Genomic DNA, 15,382 nt, shown 5'->3' with positions numbered 1-15,382 from the left:
TTTTACATATTTTGTGACATTAACGACACATCCCAAAAGTGAACCTCTATTTTATGGCCATCTAAATCGCGAACAAAACAGCCATAATAAGGTTCACCATAGTCTTGACGAGGCCCTGGTGCGCCCTCCTCTTTTGCTCCTGCTGCCAATGCTGCTTGAAAAAATGCATCCACTACTTGTTTGGAAGGCGCTAAAAAACCTATATGGGTACCATTTCCAATCGTCGCCGTTTTACCATCAATGGGCGTTTGCACCCAAAACTCTGGAAACTGTTTACCATAAGCGACTGCTCCAGGATACTCCATCATTCGCTTACATCCCAAAGGTTCCAGTACTTTGTCATAAAAACTCACAGCTTGCTCAAATTGATTAGTACCAATGGATACATGAGAAATTATGCTTGGCATATCATCCGACATTTTATGATTCCCTATTAATGTAATAGTTAACAGCTATTAGCATAGATGACTCATCCTGACGACATTATGTCAGTAGTCACACAAATAACTGACTAATCAGTCAGATATAGCACCTCTAAATTACGATCCAGACACATTTCACTACATAAAACCTGTATTGCTACCAATTATACGACAATAGAATTATTAATTCTTAATCCATAATGAAGATACTGCAATGAATAAAATTCGTTTAATAATTACTCTGGTATTACTACTCCTCAACCAAACTAAAGCATATGCCGCCTGGACTTATGTATTTTGTGCTACATCTGATGGTAAAGACTGGTATTGGTTAAAAGATAGTTATGATAATTATGTCACCATATCTGGCCAGTGGCGGGAAAGTCCTATCGTATGGGGTAAGTATTTTAAGTACATGAGTGTATCTGAAACTGATTATTTATCTGTAAACAGCCAGTGCCATGAAGGTTATGTAGCGCAACCTGCTAATAATAAGCTTTCTGACTGGCAACGTTTTAGAGTCTATAAACCTAATGGTGAAAATTATTACGCACCTGGAAAATACGGCGAAATAATTGCCCTTGGATAATTAATATATATGGCTACTGTAGTAGCCATTTAACCTAAAAATTATTCGCAAAGCGCATCATAGCAAGCGCGGCACACGGCTATTTCTTTGACAATTTCAAACCCTGTACCACCAGGATCATCTGTTATCTTAGCTTTTCCCTCTTTATGATGCTCATTTACCTTAGAGCGCTTGGGATAAGACTGTTTACGTTTTTGAATAACCAATGAATAGGAAGGTGTATTAGCACTTACCAGAGAAGAACACTGTTGACATTGATACATTTGAAACGGCCGAAAATATTTAATACCTTTCAGGGGCCGATGTCTGAAAGCGTTGTTTATTGAAGGAGATGCTAACTTAACGTAATGCCATCAATGCTGTCAACCTTTACTCCATTCAAGGTTGTCGCAAAAGCTAGCTATACTCATTAATAATCAAACATAGGGACAAGCACCAATGCCAACGGATAGCACAATACAACACGATATTCTTCTTGAATGTAAAGCCATGATGCAATACGCATTTGCCTCCGGACTAAAGGTGCCAGCGAACTTAGCAGCTTCCTTAGAAGCTTATGAGTTAGAAAACTTACAACTTTATGACCCGTCCAGTGAAGATCCACAGCTGGAATTAATCAGCACAAACACGTCTAAACTTCCTAAAAATAATGCATATCATTTGTCATTAATCCATAATCACTTAACCGACTTGATTGCTCCTGCTAGACCAAAAACACTCTTATTACTGGCAAGCGAAACCAAAAAACCCAAGTGGATAACGTTTTTAGGGCCAGTCCCTTTAATTCGACACATGATTTTAGTGGCTATTGCCGCATTAATTAGTTTTATCACTTTAAGCTTATCCGACTATGTTAATGGTATACCCAGCAGTTTCAGTTTATTAGAAAACTCTGGTATATCGTTATTGATTAATGAGTTATTTTTATTAACAGCAGCAGCCATTGGAGCTTCTTTTGCAGGTTTATTTCAGGCCAATTACTACATTAAAAATAGAACTTTTGATGAAATACATGGCTCATCCTATTGGATTCGTTTTGTCTTAGGGCTGTTATCCGGCATTATTTTAGCTTCACTTATCCCTATAGAAAGTATCAGTGAGCATAATGGTAAAATGTCTGGCTCATTACATGGTCTAGGTAAACCCGTATTGGCTCTGTTGGGAGGATTTTCTGCTTCTGTTGTTTATCGAATCCTTCATCGGTTAGTCAGTGCAGTGGAATCAATTATTCAAAGTGACGTAAAAGAAAGTATTACCTTACAAGAAAATGCCGCGAAAAGTCGCATTAACGAACAGCTATTGACTGAACGTATGCAGGTTTCATCTAAATTAACCAACTTACAACACAAATTGTCTTCACAAAACCAACTACCCGAAAACCTGATGAAAGAGTTTCAACGCATTCAACAAGAACTGATTAACCCTGATGCTAGTCAACTGGATTTACCAGAACAACCACCCAAGCCAACTACTGCTTCTGACCTCAATATTGACTTAGAAAAATCGGGTTAGGCTATATAACCTACTGTGAATTTAATAGAAGCAATAACCCCTCAACAATAAATAACAAACAATCAATCAAAAAATGTCATGTAATTTTACATAGAAATCATTAACAGTATAATTAGCTAGATAAAATCTATTATTATTAACACCTATTTCATTAGATACACCTAACAGGACAAAAGTATTGTATTTCAAAAATACGATTATTTTTACGCGAATATCTATATTATTGTCCCCTATACAACCCACCCCAACTCAATATTTTTTAATTTTTAAAAATCAGATAGTTAGAAGAAAAATAATTTATGGCATGGGCTTTGCTTGACAGCTCAAGCAAGCAAAATCACTTGCAAATTAAATAACTTAATAGAAGTAGGTTATAATTATGATCAAATCATTAGGTAAGTTTCTAGCCGGTGCAGTTTCATTAGCAGCTATTTATACTAGTAACACTATTGCTGCTCCTATTTATCAATATGAAATCAATAACCCTGCTAGCAATCCTGCTGGAGGCAAAATAACCAATATCACAACCCGCTATAATTCAGATAACCAAACATTTAGTTGGCAAGCCACATCACAAAAAGCAAATGGCCAGTATACTGATGGTTTCTGGCTAGTAGTTAGTGATGGTCCTGATCCTAAAGGCCACGTGAGTGAATATGCCATTATGTATGGAGACCTCGCAACAGGAACATTGACTTCCTATATCTACAATGGTCGAACCACCTACAACACCTGGCAACTAGATCAAAATTATATTTCTTCAACTGGTGCTAACTTTATTAATGTTTCAGATAATGGTAATGAAAGAACATTCAATTTTGAGTTAGATACCACTCAAATTAACTCGTTATTAAATACAGCTGAGTGGAATGGCGTTGAATTTGGTGAAAAAATAGGCATTTGGTACCATCCAAGTATCGGTAGCACCTTTGCTTATAACGCAGACGGCTCATTGCAAAATTTCGCTGTCACCCAGTCTGGTTGGTATGATGCAGCGAATCAAACAACAGTAAATGTTGATACGCCAGCGACACTTTCATTATTTTTAATGACTTTAGCCTTAGTTCCATTAATTCGCAACCGCCGTCGCACATTTAAATCTGCAATCGCTTAACAAGCAACTTAAGTAAAATAAAAGGCCTTATTGAGGCCTTTTTTATTTTTAACCATTACAGTTTATTTAAATTTTTTCTAGCAACAAAGAAAAAGTTACTCCCCTTCAATGATAATATCATTTTCAAGCATTCCAATTAAAATCATATCAAACAGCTCACATAGGATAAAAACTGATTGTAATGATATACTTAACGGTTGTATAAGCGTTAAGTTGTCAAGAAAAAATGAAATCATTCACCACTATCTCATTGGCTCTATTTATAGTTTTCAGCCGCATATCATTAAGTGAGCTTACCGTTACCCATGTGTCAAAGTATAGCGAAACAGATAATAGAGATTTATATTATATAGAGTTATTACACCTGGTTCTTAATAAAACTAAAAACACTGACGGAAACTTCACTGTTAACATGGCTGAATCACCTTTAAGCCAAGATAGGGCAATTGCCAGCCTTCAAGAAAATAAATTTATAAGTGTCTTATGGACTATGACTTCCCGTCGTCGTGAAGAGCTACTTTTACCGATTCGTATTCCTCTGTTAAAAGGATTACTTGGCCACCGAATTTTCATTATTCGAGAAAAAGATAAAACAAAGTTTGAATCAATCAAAAGTCTTGAGCAGCTCAAAAAGTACCGAGCAGGCCAAGGCCACGATTGGCCAGATACAATAATCCTAACAACAAATGGCATAACAACCATTACAAGCCCTGATTATGAAGGGTTATTTGCAATGTTGAAACACCGTAGATTTGACTATTTTCCTCGTGGAGTTACTGAAGTTTGGGGAGAAATAGAGTCACACAAAAATGATCACTTTATCGTGAATGAGACTCTAATGCTTGTCTATCCAGCCCCATTCTACTTTTTTGTTAATAAATCTAATACGAAACTTGCCGATAGATTGGAAAGAGGTTTATGGCTATCGATAAAGGATGGCAGCTTTGATCAGCTCTTTTATAATCACCCATCACATGCTGAAATTTTTAAATCAGCCAATATGGAAAATAGAATAATTTTCAATCTAAAAAACCCTTTACTTCCTCCTCAAACCCCGCTGGAAAAAGAGGTGCTCTGGCATAAAGTTAATAACCACTACCACTAAGCTAGCTATTCCATATGGATTAATTATATCCTTTATTTTACCGGCTCGATAAGGGTAAAGATGGAGTTCCTTGTGAATAAATATGAAAATAATATAAAAACTCTGATTCAATCTATGACAAAAAAATACTTAAATACATAATCATTACAACAAAATTATTAATTACAGTCATTACTGTTAGCCTATTAGTGAATTGTGTTCACTTAAAGTCACCAGTACCAGGGCAATCGCATATAAATTTACACGGAACAAATCAACTTCATTAAATACTCATGATCCCAACCAGCAGACAGCCTCTTATTTTTTATACCAATTTTATAAGTGTCATCTTGTTTAAGTATATTAAGGGCTATTTGTCTAATCCTGGACATGTTTTCAGCTGAATGGCCTATACGAATTCGACTATCATCTTCCCTAAATGCAACATCCAGACTCCAATGTAGGCTATTCTCAATTTGCCAATGATGCTGAATCATTTCACTGACAGCTTTTGCTGACAAGGGCTGGCTAGAAATATAATAGCGTTGTTCTTTTGCTTTTTTGCCTTGCAAGGTGCGCTCTGTTTCAACCCTAACGACAGCCGCTAAATCGATCCACTCTGTTGCTATAGGTAGTTTAGCCACTGAGTGATAAACCCAGCAGCGCCGTATCTCATGACGGCCATGCTGTTCTTTTTCTGAAGAATGAAAGTCTATAGCGGGACGTTGATACACTTTGGCTTTTTTAGAATACAGTTGTTCTTGAATAGCAGAATATAAACGAGGTTGGTTATTTTTAACTGCCAACAAGTAATGAGCCTCTTTTTCACGAGTTTTTTCAGCAATGGCTTTGTGACATCCCATCGCATCTATTGATACAACAGCACCTTTAACTGTTATTGCTTCTAATAGTTCAGGAATGGCGGTGATTTCATTGGATTTCCTATCAGTTTTAAGTTGGCCTAACACCAGCTTATTTTCTATTGACCATGCGTTAACCAAGTGAATAGCGTTCTTCTTATCAGGTTCAGTAAATGATCGTCTAAGGGTTTTACCATCAATTGCTACCAGCTTGCCAGGTAAGCTATCAGTGATTGACTGAATCCATTGGATGAAGCAGCTTTGAAACGAGATAGGGCAAAGGCGTGAGAAAAAACGACCAAAGGTATCATGAGAGGGTATTCCATTCGGTAGTTCTAGAAAGCTTTTAAACCATGATTCTTTGGCGTTACCAAATCGCTCAATAGCTACCCAGTCATCTGCTCCACATAAAGCGGCACAAATCGTAATAGTAATAATATCAATGAGCTTATGGCGACGATGGCGTTCCATTCGAGGATCATCTAACTGTTCAAAATGATCTAAAACTGTACTATTTTTTACCAATGTTGCACTCTATATCAGTTGCTTTTTATCCTATTATACTGATTTTGTTGTATTTTTATATGCGATTGCCCTGTCACCAGTACGAGAAATAAGCAACGGATACTTCACTTCATCAAGAAGCCCTATTTTGCAATTTAAAATCCCTAAAAATTGGCAATTATTTGAAGCAGACTTTCACACAGGATTTGACAATTATATTAAAAATGATATGAATAGAAGCTTATTTGGATCTAAAATTACAAGAGAGTGGTATGTATTTATTGAAGTAAACAAAGATACAAATCAGATTGATAAGTTTATAGATTTAACTTTTAGCAGAGCCTACGAACTGTACGATGAGTTTCGAGAAGGCTTTAAAGGGGAGGATGGTATTTATTCTGAAAAAAGGGAAAAACTAAGAGATGACTACCTATATCATACTGGTTATAAACTTTCCTAATTATCACTATACCTAAGCCATTAACTGCTGTATATTTGAACAGCATGGAAACTTAATTGAGAAGGTATAAATAATGGCTATCAACAAAGTTCAATTTCAAAAAGGCCTGAGTTTAAACGAGTTTCTCAAACAATATGGTACAGAAGAACAATGCTTTAATACCTTATACAAATTGCGATGGCCAGAAGGTTTTCAGTGCCCCAATTGTGGATACGACAAATGCTGTCAACTCACTACTAGAAAGCTTCAGCAGTGCTATAAATGTCACCAGCAAACATCTGTAACTGCAGGTACTATCTTTGAATCAACCAAATTACCATTAAAGACTTGGTTCCAAGGGATGTATTTGATCTCCCAAGACAAAAAAGGTATATCAGCCATAGAATTACATCGCCATTTAGGTATTTCCTATCAAGCTGCCTGGAGAATGAAACATAAGCTCATGAAAGTGATGCAAGAAAGAGAAGGCACCAAGCAATTGTCGGGTTTTATTGAAATTGATGATGCCTATCTTGGTGGTGAGCGTACAGGTTGCAAAAGAGGTAGGGGAGCAGATGGGAAAATACCTTTTGTAGCAGCCGTAGAAACAACAAAACAAGGTCAACCGACACGAATTAAACTGAGCATTTTAAAAGGGTTTAATAAAGAAGAGATAACGGCTTGGAGTAGGCAGAATTTGGCCAAGGGCAGTACCGTAATCTCCGATGGACTGGCCTGTTTTAATGGTGTCATAGAAGCAGGTTGTCTTCATGATAAAATTGTATGCGGTGGTGGTCGTGCATCAGTAGAGGAACCTGAATTTTATTGGGTTAACACCATCCTTGGAAACTTAAAAAGTGCTTTACGTAGTACTTATCATGCTATTCGCGCTAAATATGCACAACGTTATCTTGCTGAATTTCAGTATCGATTTAATCGAAGATTTAGCTTAGTAGAATTTATTCCTAGGCTAGCATTTGTAGCACTGAGAACACCTCCACTACCAGGTAAGCTACTAAATATAGCTTAGGTATGATGATAATTAGGTAAACTTTTAGAATTGGAGATAGTCAAAAATACTCACTCATCTATACCCTCACAATATAAACTTAATAACTGTTATGTTGCCAAAGAGTTTCACAGATCAGTAGGAAACAAAAAAAATGCAATCGTTATCACTATATACCAAGGTGGAATACCTTGTGATATAGACATCAAAAGCAAATATAAAAAATTAATCAAACAGTATGATACCCAGTTCAACTCAATTGTGAATAATATAATTTTAAAATGAGAAAAAACTTAACTTGCAATTTCATAAACACCAAAACTACAGGCTAATAGGATACCTTCCAGCTTTTAGGTTGTTCTGGTCTAATGAATAACACATATGTGCCGCAGGATGTAAGTCAGTAATATCAGAGGGCTGCAGGCTAACCGTTGGTAGTTTTATGCCTGAAGCTGACTTACCCTTCCTGGTATTCCTCCCCTACTCTGGGTTCCAGCTGATAACGGGCAGCAACCGTATACACAATTTCAGTCAGAGAAAAATACGGTGCTGGCTTACCAGAATTTTGCCACTTCTCTGTCCGTGGGGCTTTCATCTCCTTGCTCATGTCTGCTGCTTTACCCCGAATACACATCGCCCAAGGTGACCCTGTGATTTCAATTTCATCAATCACGTTGGAGCCCATTTTCACCAAACCAGTTTCTTTATAACCCAACCACACCATTAATTTAGCACCCTTGGAAGGCAAGGCTAGCGGGAATATCTGGTAATTGAATGATTAAGCCACTGGGTAAAATGGTTGGTTGCTTTGATAAATTAGGGTTAGCTTCCAATATCAACTCCACACAACCTGTCGTCTTGCCATAAAAACGCCAGGCAATTTCATCTAGGGTTTGGCCTGATACTGTTCTAGGGCCTGTTAACACTAATGTTGTTACAATAGGCTCATGGAGATTACAACACAACAATTTAAAATGATCGAACACTTGCTGCCTGTTCAGCGCGGCAATGTAAAACTATCGAATATACAAGTACTCAACGCCGTTCTCTATGTTGCCGAGCATGGGTGTAAGTGGCGAGGGTTACCGAAATATTTTGGCAACTGGCACAGCATTTATACACGCGTTAATCGATGGGCCAAAAAAGGTGTTTTAGATGATGTTTTTTCTGTATTACAAGAAGCTGATGTCATCAATATCCAGGTTGATCTTGTGTCGCTCGATAGCACAATCATACAAGTTCATCCTGATGGTACAGGCGCGTTAAAAAAAACGGTCCACAAGCGATTGGTAAATCAAGAGGAGGATGGTCAACTAAAATTCACCTGGTAGCAGCAGATGATCAAACGGCGGTCACTTTTTCATTATCTCCAGGTCAAGCAGGTGATGCACCGGAAGGTAGAAAGCTATTAAAGAGGCTTGAAAACTGTGGCTGGGAAGGTGCGCACGTCATTATGGATAAAGCCTACGAAGGTGACGAAACCAGGCAACTCGTATTTGATTTAAATATGGAGCCTGTGGTTCCGCCAAAAAGTAATCGGTTATCACCTTGGAAGTATGATCGTGAAATGTACAAGAAACGTAATGAAGTTGAACGCTTATTTCGTAGGCTAAAAGGCTTTAGACGTATATTCTCTCGATTTGAAAAATTAGACACTGTTTTTCGCTTTTTTATTCACTTTGCACTTATCGTCGACAAACTAATTAGTGTTAACAGGCCCTAGGTCATCACCGTATTTTTTCAGCGTTAAACGAAAGGTAATTTTCTGTGGTTGACCATCGACTAAAAAATACTCTTGATCCTCATCAATGGATTCAATGACGTACTGACCAAATACCAACCCAGACCCTTCGATTAGTAAAAATGATCTGCCCTTCCCTGCTTCTTACCTGAGTGACTCCATTTGCTTAAGGCCACCTCGATACTCTGGTTAAATCACCCCATCTAACTTCAAGCTATCTTCACCAAGGCCTATAAATTGGAAGGCAGGATCGGTACTAATCCGGTCGTGTTTTGCCCAACGGTACTGGGTAGAACAGTTGTGTGTTTGGTAAGCAGCCGTATTGCAGCTAAAATAGCGGATTTGCTGTTGGGCGTTGGTGAGGATTAGCATGGGTTGTGGCATAGCAGTCTCCTGGGTAGCTATGCCTGATTTTTAACTTTAAACATAAGAACGGTTAGGGGTAAATTTGCATAAACCTTAAATTAAACAGAAGTTTAGCAAATAGTCCAATGCAATGAATCTAAGAAGTGCAATTTTCTGTTTCCTCATAATTCTTTATTAATTATTAAATCAACATGCCAATAAAATGGAATATCAACTCACATCACTTATTGTTTGCAACTTACACTAGCATATTTTTGCGAATAAATATCAGGAAAAACATAATGTCATGCGTTTAATAATAAAGAAAAATAAAAAACAACTAGTATGTAGACTTATAAACTTTTTTTGCTTAAAAAGTTGTTAAATTTCAGTTTCAACTTGCATATCAATGTGTCGGAGACTTAAAAAGATGAAACAAAATCTAATACAATTTACACTGTGGATTAGTTGCTTTTTTATAAGTCAACTAAGTCAAGCAACACCAGTTAATTTAAATAACTGTTCCAATACAGAGGTTGAGCATAGTACAGCGTGTTCAGGTGCTTGGAAACCGGCAAATGACCAAATTAACCCAACTTTAACTGTTAACGACCTAAGCATCTTTGGTGGAGAATGGAGTTTTCTGGCAAAAGAAGATACCCCTGGAGGCTTAGAAGGCGCTGATATTGGCTTGCAAGTACACAAAGCTACATCAACCTCTGGTGATTGGTCAGTTAACCCTGGAGCATTGAATATTTTTGATGATATTTTAGTAGTGCTAAAAGCAGGTAATGCTTTTGCAGCATACTTAATTGAAAACACTGATATTAATGATGGTTACTTTAACTACCAGTGGACAAAATCAGGCTTATCTCACTTGTCTCTATATTATAGAAATGATGATCCAGTTAATGTAATAGCACCTTCTAGCTTATTATTACTATCACTGCCTCTAATACTAGCAGCTGCAATCAGATCATCGACCTCACTTAGCTAAGTAGCTCCTTCATAAGTGATGCCTTGACAAGAGATATCTAAGTCAAAATAACTACTTTTATATTGGCATCACTTTTCTCAACCATGAAAGCAAACCACATCACTGCCTAAATCATGATCAATACCTAGCTCACGTTTTCAATAACTCAATAGCCTCATCGGGCCAACAGAGTAGAATCCAGTCTTCAGGTGGAGTGCATTCGTCGTCTAAGTAGACTTTCATAAGTGGATAGTCTTATAATCCAAGCATGGAGTTTACGTTGCCGGAAGGATGGGAGTATTTAAATAGCTCATCAAAAAGAAAATTTTTAGAGTACAAAAGTGGTTTCAGTGGTTCAATGACTAAAAGCTCACATCATGTGTTATACAAAACTAATGGTCTTAATCAAGTAGATTATATTATTAGTTTGGCCTTCAAATACACTGCAGGCAACTCAATTTGGCTTTATATGGATGCTGATAAAAAAAGTTTTTACGATTTAAAAAAAGAATATATTGGTAATGAGTATTACCAAACAAGCTTCAATCTAGTATCACTTAATAATTTTTCAAAAGGCTTGGTTAATAAATTAAAAATAATGGTAAGGATAGCTTTTTCTGTTATACATCCAAAAACTACGATAAAATTTTTAATCCAAATAAAAAACATAAATTATCAATAAGAATTCTCAAAGGGGTTTCCTGCTCAACAAACTGGTTGAAACACGATAGTGAAAGAAGAAAAGTCTTTCCTCAAGAAGCTGATAAACTTGTTATGCACATGATGACCAAACAGCCTAAGGTGGTTCAAAAGTAATAGAATAATGAAAAAAACATTTTTCCGACTCCTATTTTGGAGCATCTTTGGCGGCATCATAGGCTTTTTTATAGCTGGTAAAGAAGCTTATGGTGATACTGGAGTTTATATCACTGGGATTGTAGCTGGAGCCATAGTTGGAACTATTTTTGGGTTGCTTTTTAATAATCTTAATAAGAAATAATACCAATCGTGGTAAATAATCTGTAAAATACCTGGTCACAGTATTTCACTTAATTTGACTAGGAATTTAATAATGGCAAGGATTGCTTCTATTCCAGATGAATTGTATGACTACGACTTTGATGCCTTACTGAACAGAGAACCACATCCAAGAACACGGCTTCGCTTATTAGCGATGGCTCATTTACAAGCAGGTTGGTCTCAAACTGAAATAGCACGAGCATTAAGGAAATCAAACAATACCATTCAGGACTGGCTCAACCGTTTTAGACGAGATGGCCTTGAAGGACTTTATGAACAACCCGGTAGAGGAAAAAAACCGTTTCTTTGTCCTTCACAATATAATGAATTTAAAGCAGCGGTTATTACCTTACAAAACCATCGTCAAGGCGGTAGAGTTCAGGGTAAAGACATACAACAGTTGCTGCTGGAACAATTTAATATAGACTACAGCTTAAGTAGTATTTATGAAGTATTGCATAAAGCAGGACTTTCTTGGATTACATCAAGATCTAAACATCCTAATCATCGCCCAGATAAACAGCAAGCATTTAAAAAAACTTTGAAAAAGAGGCCTTAAAAGTACTTCCCTCATGCGTTTCTCCAGATAAAGTTGATATTTGGTTTCAAGATGAAGCCAGAGTGGGTCAGCAAAATACCTGTACGCGTATTTGGGCAGAGAAAGGTACGCGTCCACGAGTGGTAAAGCAACAACAGTTTGAGTCAGCTTATCTCTTTGGCGCTGTGTGTCCTGCTAAAGATAGAGGAGTGGCTCTTGTATTACCTATTGCTAACACAGAAGCAATGAGGTTGCACTTAACAGAAATTTCAAAAGCCATTTCTAAGGGAAGACACGGACTGGTTATCGTTGATCAAGCGGCATGGCATACGACTCATCGCCTAGAAATACCTGCGAATATCACGCTATTAAATTTACCACCCGTTTCCCCAGAGCTTAACCCGGTAGAGCGGATATGGGAAAAACTGAGAGAAGATTCACTGGCAAATCGTTGTTTTAAAAATTTCAATGATATTGTTGAGTCTTGTTGTGAGGCATGGAATGTATTTGTGAATAAGAAAAATAACATTAAAAGCTTGTGCTCCAGATGTTGGGCTGTTTTAACAAGCTAATAAACAGGATTGGTATAAGCTCTTAGCCCACATCTGTGGGCTTTATTTTACGAAAACATAAAAGTAGCCAAAGCTTTTTGTACAGCGATAACATCTGAACTACCTTTTAACTCTTTTACTAAAGGCTCTTCAGTACTAGATATCCAAATTTTTAGTTCTGCATCCAAGTCAAAATGTCCTGCTGTTTCGACTACAAAGTGTGTGATCGATTTATACGGAATCGAATGATATTCAGTTTTCCTACCCGTAATGCCTTGTTTATCAATTAGTATCAATCTTCTTTGAGTAAAAACATACATATCACGAATAAGTTTGTAGACATGTTGGACTTCTTCACTATCTGCTAATATAGGCGCTAACTCTTCTTGGACTTTACTTACATCAACTTCAGACGCATTCCCTAACAAAGCATCAACAATTCCCATATCTAGATCCTTGTATTGAGGTTTGATTGTTATCATCAGTATAGCCCACTGTTATAGGCTCCCTTCAAGATAACACGTTAGCTTACACAAAACTGCAACAACATTAGTATTGATATACTCTTCACAAACCTATATGCCTAGTAATATTCCCAATCCCCGCCTCCATCTTAAGCCTCGCCGAGCTATTAGCAGAATGAACTTTGATTTTAGGTGGGATAAACTGTCTGGTCACAACAGCTTCTTCAATCCATAACACCACATCATAACCTATTCCGCGACCATCATCGCCTATATTTATTGTAGGAGAGTTATTAATAAAGTTTAAAACTATATGACAGTTATAATTGCTAGAAAAGGACCCAAGTAACTCCCCAAATCGCTAAACCCTGCCGATCCGCTTGGCTGCTAAATAAATTACTGGATTTAATCCCACTGGCCGCTACACCGTCCACACCCCAGCGTTGTTCCGCAATTAATAGGCTAAGGGCTTCAATGATATTGATGGCCGCCTTATCCTTAGGCAATTTACGGCTGTCGCTGACCATCACAAACGCCACTAGTCGTTCCCGCTGCTCGGTTTCTACTGACTTAAATTCGCGGGCTTCCATCAGGGCGACTTTTACAGCAGGCAACTTGCTGGCAATCCGTTTGACTTCACCCAGGTCAAACCGTCCGGCATGGGTGGAGACATCCCGTAAGACTGTGAATGGTTTGGGTAATGGCTGAGAGTAATTGGTTGATTTGCATGGCTTCTGTTATAGGGAAACAGGAACGGTGAGGTTAGGGGAAATTATTTATATACAACCTATTAATTATTTATTTAATTGATAATGGATCACCCTCAAAATAAATGAGATTTATTTAACAAAAAATTTCAAGGAAATAGCTACCTACAAAGGTTATTTCTTCCCACACTGTATAGATTGATCACACAGTTTTTGCTATTGTACGCGCCAATTTTTATATAACTCAATACGGAAGCATTGAAGTGAAAGCATTAGTTACTGTTATTTTAGTTTCATTATTAGTGGGTTGTGTAGCACCTCCTGTTCGCAATGTTCAAGATGGTTATTTTGTGTCATCAAGAAGTCCTAGCCTTAAATTTAAAGTACCTAGTAATTGGCAACTTGACGAACAAGATTCTAAGTCAGGGTATGAAGACTATGATAAAGGCGGTGAAAGCGGCGGTCATTTGGGTACAAATATTACTACCGAGTATTTTAAGTTCGTCGAAACTGCAAATAACTCGAATAAGATAAATAAAGTTATTGAAATTACATTTAGTCGTCTCGAAGGGCAATATGGCCGATTTATCGACGACTTTACAGATACCAATGCTCTAGCCAAAAAAAGAGAAACTCTAATTGATGGAAATAGGTATCATACTGCTTACATCTTTGGAAAAGTGGAAGAAAACAGTAACTCTGTTAACAATTGCTATATAAGAAAGATGTTTAGTCGAGCGGTTGGTAACAAGAAAAACAGCATATTTATTGGTGTATATAAAGCTGGTATTTCTTGCAAAACTGACTTCAAGACTAACTATAATACAGTCATCAAACAATATGAGTCTGAATTAAATTCAGTAGTAAACAATATCATTCTGAATTAACCACTCATCAATACCTGTTTAACCTAAACTCTTATAGATTAAACAGGTGTAATTATTTTTTCAAAATCACTGAATCAATTATATATTAGTATTTATAACATTCAGTGGTTTTTTTATTGCCCTCATACTCCTCTTCACAACGCACTTTTTCATTATTAAAGGCATCATGAAAACGCTTCTCATCCGTAGTAACTCCCTTCTCTACACAACGAGCAAACTCATCAGTGCCTGGGGCAAAACCATATTTTTGACATCTATCACGATGCTTGGAGATTCGCTCATCCATGCTAATGCAACCAGAGCAGAGTAAAGTTAAGATAATTGTAAATACACCGGATAATTTAATCATAAAACAACTATAAAGACTCATGATATAAAAACACCATCTTTCACTCTATAATAAACAACAAGTTTCTCCTACATAATTTACAGATTAAACCAATTATTTTGTGACTCAGTTATCATAATCCTACCCACTGTTCGGTCTCATCTTGGTTATTGTTGGATTTACAGCAGGTAATTTGTAAGCCATCCAGCATGGGTCGCAAGTCAGGTAAATGACTGTGGATAAGCTTGTGGTTGATTTGTATGGTTCCTGTTATAGGGGAACAGGAGCGGTG

Annotated in this window: 20 protein-coding genes and 3 pseudogenes; 13 read left to right on the top strand and 10 right to left on the bottom strand. The window is 37.1% G+C overall.

Translation table 11 applies throughout. The features are described 5' to 3' along the window. Window positions 1-2 precede the first annotated feature (2 nt). Complete coding sequence (locus tag G4Y78_RS12485; RefSeq protein ID WP_163833332.1) at window positions 3-419, bottom strand: VOC family protein; 417 nt, start codon at window positions 417-419, stop codon at window positions 3-5. A gap of 217 nt (window positions 420-636) precedes the next feature. Between G4Y78_RS12485 and G4Y78_RS12480 the strand changes: the two genes are divergently transcribed. Beyond that, the gene (locus tag G4Y78_RS12480; protein WP_163833331.1) at window positions 637-1,011 is read left to right on the top strand and encodes a hypothetical protein; all 375 of its coding nucleotides are present in this window, start codon (window positions 637-639) and stop codon (window positions 1,009-1,011) included. Between the two features lie 41 nt (window positions 1,012-1,052). On the opposite strand, the gene G4Y78_RS12475 is transcribed toward G4Y78_RS12480, so the two are convergent. Next, a complete protein-coding gene (locus G4Y78_RS12475; RefSeq protein ID WP_163833330.1) occupies window positions 1,053-1,274 on the bottom strand; it encodes a hypothetical protein in 222 nt (73 codons plus the stop codon). Window positions 1,275-1,449: 175 nt separating this feature from the next. Between G4Y78_RS12475 and G4Y78_RS12470 the strand changes: the two genes are divergently transcribed. The 3 genes from G4Y78_RS12470 (at window position 1,450) to G4Y78_RS12460 (ending at window position 4,742) form a co-directional block, all read left to right on the top strand. Beyond that, window positions 1,450-2,523, top strand: a complete 1,074-nt coding sequence (locus tag G4Y78_RS12470) for a hypothetical protein (RefSeq protein WP_163833329.1) — start codon at window positions 1,450-1,452, stop codon at window positions 2,521-2,523. Window positions 2,524-2,902: 379 nt separating this feature from the next. Then, window positions 2,903-3,637 (top strand): hypothetical protein, encoded by a 735-nt coding sequence (locus G4Y78_RS12465; protein WP_163833328.1) that lies wholly within the window; start codon window positions 2,903-2,905, stop codon window positions 3,635-3,637. 226 nt (window positions 3,638-3,863) lie between these two features. Continuing rightward, complete coding sequence (locus G4Y78_RS12460) at window positions 3,864-4,742, top strand: type 2 periplasmic-binding domain-containing protein (RefSeq protein WP_163833327.1); 879 nt, start codon at window positions 3,864-3,866, stop codon at window positions 4,740-4,742. Between the two features lie 239 nt (window positions 4,743-4,981). Here the strand turns inward: G4Y78_RS12460 and G4Y78_RS12455 are convergent, their stop codons facing one another. After that, window positions 4,982-6,106: an ISAs1 family transposase gene (locus G4Y78_RS12455; protein ID WP_222937590.1), complete on the bottom strand. Its 1,125-nt coding sequence runs from the start codon at window positions 6,104-6,106 to the stop codon at window positions 4,982-4,984. 127 nt (window positions 6,107-6,233) lie between these two features. On the opposite strand from G4Y78_RS12455, the gene G4Y78_RS12450 reads away from it, so the two are divergent. Together G4Y78_RS12450 and G4Y78_RS12445 are read left to right on the top strand one after the other, a co-directional pair. After that, a complete protein-coding gene (locus G4Y78_RS12450) occupies window positions 6,234-6,545 on the top strand; it encodes a hypothetical protein (RefSeq protein WP_163833326.1) in 312 nt (103 codons plus the stop codon). A 73-nt stretch (window positions 6,546-6,618) separates the two neighbouring features. Further along, a complete protein-coding gene (locus tag G4Y78_RS12445; protein WP_163830705.1) occupies window positions 6,619-7,554 on the top strand; it encodes an IS1595 family transposase in 936 nt (311 codons plus the stop codon). A 436-nt stretch (window positions 7,555-7,990) separates the two neighbouring features. Here the strand turns inward: G4Y78_RS12445 and G4Y78_RS12440 are convergent, their stop codons facing one another. Next, window positions 7,991-8,257: a hypothetical protein gene (locus G4Y78_RS12440; protein ID WP_163833325.1), complete on the bottom strand. Its 267-nt coding sequence runs from the start codon at window positions 8,255-8,257 to the stop codon at window positions 7,991-7,993. Between the two features lie 4 nt (window positions 8,258-8,261). Next, window positions 8,262-8,459 carry a tail protein X gene (locus G4Y78_RS12435; RefSeq protein WP_163833324.1) on the bottom strand — a complete coding sequence of 66 codons (198 nt, stop codon included), beginning with the start codon at window positions 8,457-8,459 and terminating at the stop codon, window positions 8,262-8,264. Between the two features lie 21 nt (window positions 8,460-8,480). Here G4Y78_RS12435 and G4Y78_RS12430 point away from each other — a divergent pair. Next, window positions 8,481-9,256 (top strand): IS5 family transposase gene (locus G4Y78_RS12430; RefSeq protein ID WP_163832560.1). Its coding sequence is split into 2 segments (ribosomal slippage): window positions 8,481-8,796 and window positions 8,796-9,256, totalling 777 coding nucleotides; the frame shifts between segments, so codons are not numbered across the junction. On the opposite strand, the pseudogene G4Y78_RS31040 reads toward G4Y78_RS12430, so the two are convergent. Then, window positions 9,233-9,646, bottom strand: a pseudogene (locus tag G4Y78_RS31040) (phage tail protein). The gene G4Y78_RS12430 and the pseudogene G4Y78_RS31040 overlap by 24 nt on opposite strands. Window positions 9,647-10,049: 403 nt before the next feature. On the opposite strand from G4Y78_RS31040, the gene G4Y78_RS12415 reads away from it, so the two are divergent. From G4Y78_RS12415 to G4Y78_RS31365, 5 genes and pseudogenes are all read left to right on the top strand, one after another. Next, window positions 10,050-10,616 carry a hypothetical protein gene (locus tag G4Y78_RS12415; RefSeq protein WP_163833321.1) on the top strand — a complete coding sequence of 189 codons (567 nt, stop codon included), beginning with the start codon at window positions 10,050-10,052 and terminating at the stop codon, window positions 10,614-10,616. A 259-nt stretch (window positions 10,617-10,875) separates the two neighbouring features. Further along, window positions 10,876-11,277: a hypothetical protein gene (locus tag G4Y78_RS12410; protein ID WP_163833320.1), complete on the top strand. Its 402-nt coding sequence runs from the start codon at window positions 10,876-10,878 to the stop codon at window positions 11,275-11,277. Between the two features lie 141 nt (window positions 11,278-11,418). Beyond that, window positions 11,419-11,595 carry a hypothetical protein gene (locus tag G4Y78_RS12405; protein ID WP_163833319.1) on the top strand — a complete coding sequence of 59 codons (177 nt, stop codon included), beginning with the start codon at window positions 11,419-11,421 and terminating at the stop codon, window positions 11,593-11,595. A 72-nt stretch (window positions 11,596-11,667) separates the two neighbouring features. Next, a complete protein-coding gene (locus tag G4Y78_RS31370) occupies window positions 11,668-12,174 on the top strand; it encodes an IS630 family transposase (RefSeq protein WP_163832145.1) in 507 nt (168 codons plus the stop codon). Between the two features lie 23 nt (window positions 12,175-12,197). Further along, window positions 12,198-12,725: pseudogene (locus G4Y78_RS31365) on the top strand (IS630 family transposase); the annotation flags it as partial. Window positions 12,726-12,772: 47 nt separating this feature from the next. Here G4Y78_RS31365 and G4Y78_RS12390 read toward each other — a convergent pair. From G4Y78_RS12390 to G4Y78_RS12385, 3 genes and pseudogenes are all read right to left on the bottom strand, one after another. Then, on the bottom strand, window positions 12,773-13,150 hold the full coding sequence (locus G4Y78_RS12390; RefSeq protein WP_163833318.1) for a PH domain-containing protein: 378 nt from the start codon (window positions 13,148-13,150) through the stop codon (window positions 12,773-12,775). Window positions 13,151-13,271: 121 nt separating this feature from the next. Beyond that, a complete protein-coding gene (locus G4Y78_RS31545; RefSeq protein ID WP_329604971.1) occupies window positions 13,272-13,421 on the bottom strand; it encodes a cyclic-phosphate processing receiver domain-containing protein in 150 nt (49 codons plus the stop codon). A gap of 76 nt (window positions 13,422-13,497) precedes the next feature. After that, a pseudogene (locus tag G4Y78_RS12385) lies at window positions 13,498-13,839 on the bottom strand (hypothetical protein); the annotation flags it as partial. 299 nt (window positions 13,840-14,138) lie between these two features. Here G4Y78_RS12385 and G4Y78_RS12380 point away from each other — a divergent pair. Next, window positions 14,139-14,762 carry a hypothetical protein gene (locus G4Y78_RS12380; protein ID WP_163833316.1) on the top strand — a complete coding sequence of 208 codons (624 nt, stop codon included), beginning with the start codon at window positions 14,139-14,141 and terminating at the stop codon, window positions 14,760-14,762. A gap of 85 nt (window positions 14,763-14,847) precedes the next feature. Here the strand turns inward: G4Y78_RS12380 and G4Y78_RS12375 are convergent, their stop codons facing one another. After that, window positions 14,848-15,048: a hypothetical protein gene (locus G4Y78_RS12375; RefSeq protein WP_163833315.1), complete on the bottom strand. Its 201-nt coding sequence runs from the start codon at window positions 15,046-15,048 to the stop codon at window positions 14,848-14,850. Window positions 15,049-15,382 lie beyond the last annotated feature (334 nt).

The organism is Spartinivicinus ruber (assembly GCF_011009015.1).
Taxonomy (GTDB): domain Bacteria; phylum Pseudomonadota; class Gammaproteobacteria; order Pseudomonadales; family Zooshikellaceae; genus Spartinivicinus; species Spartinivicinus ruber.
The sequence above is the reverse complement of the archived record's forward strand: the minus strand, read 5'-3'. Positions and strand labels throughout refer to the sequence as shown.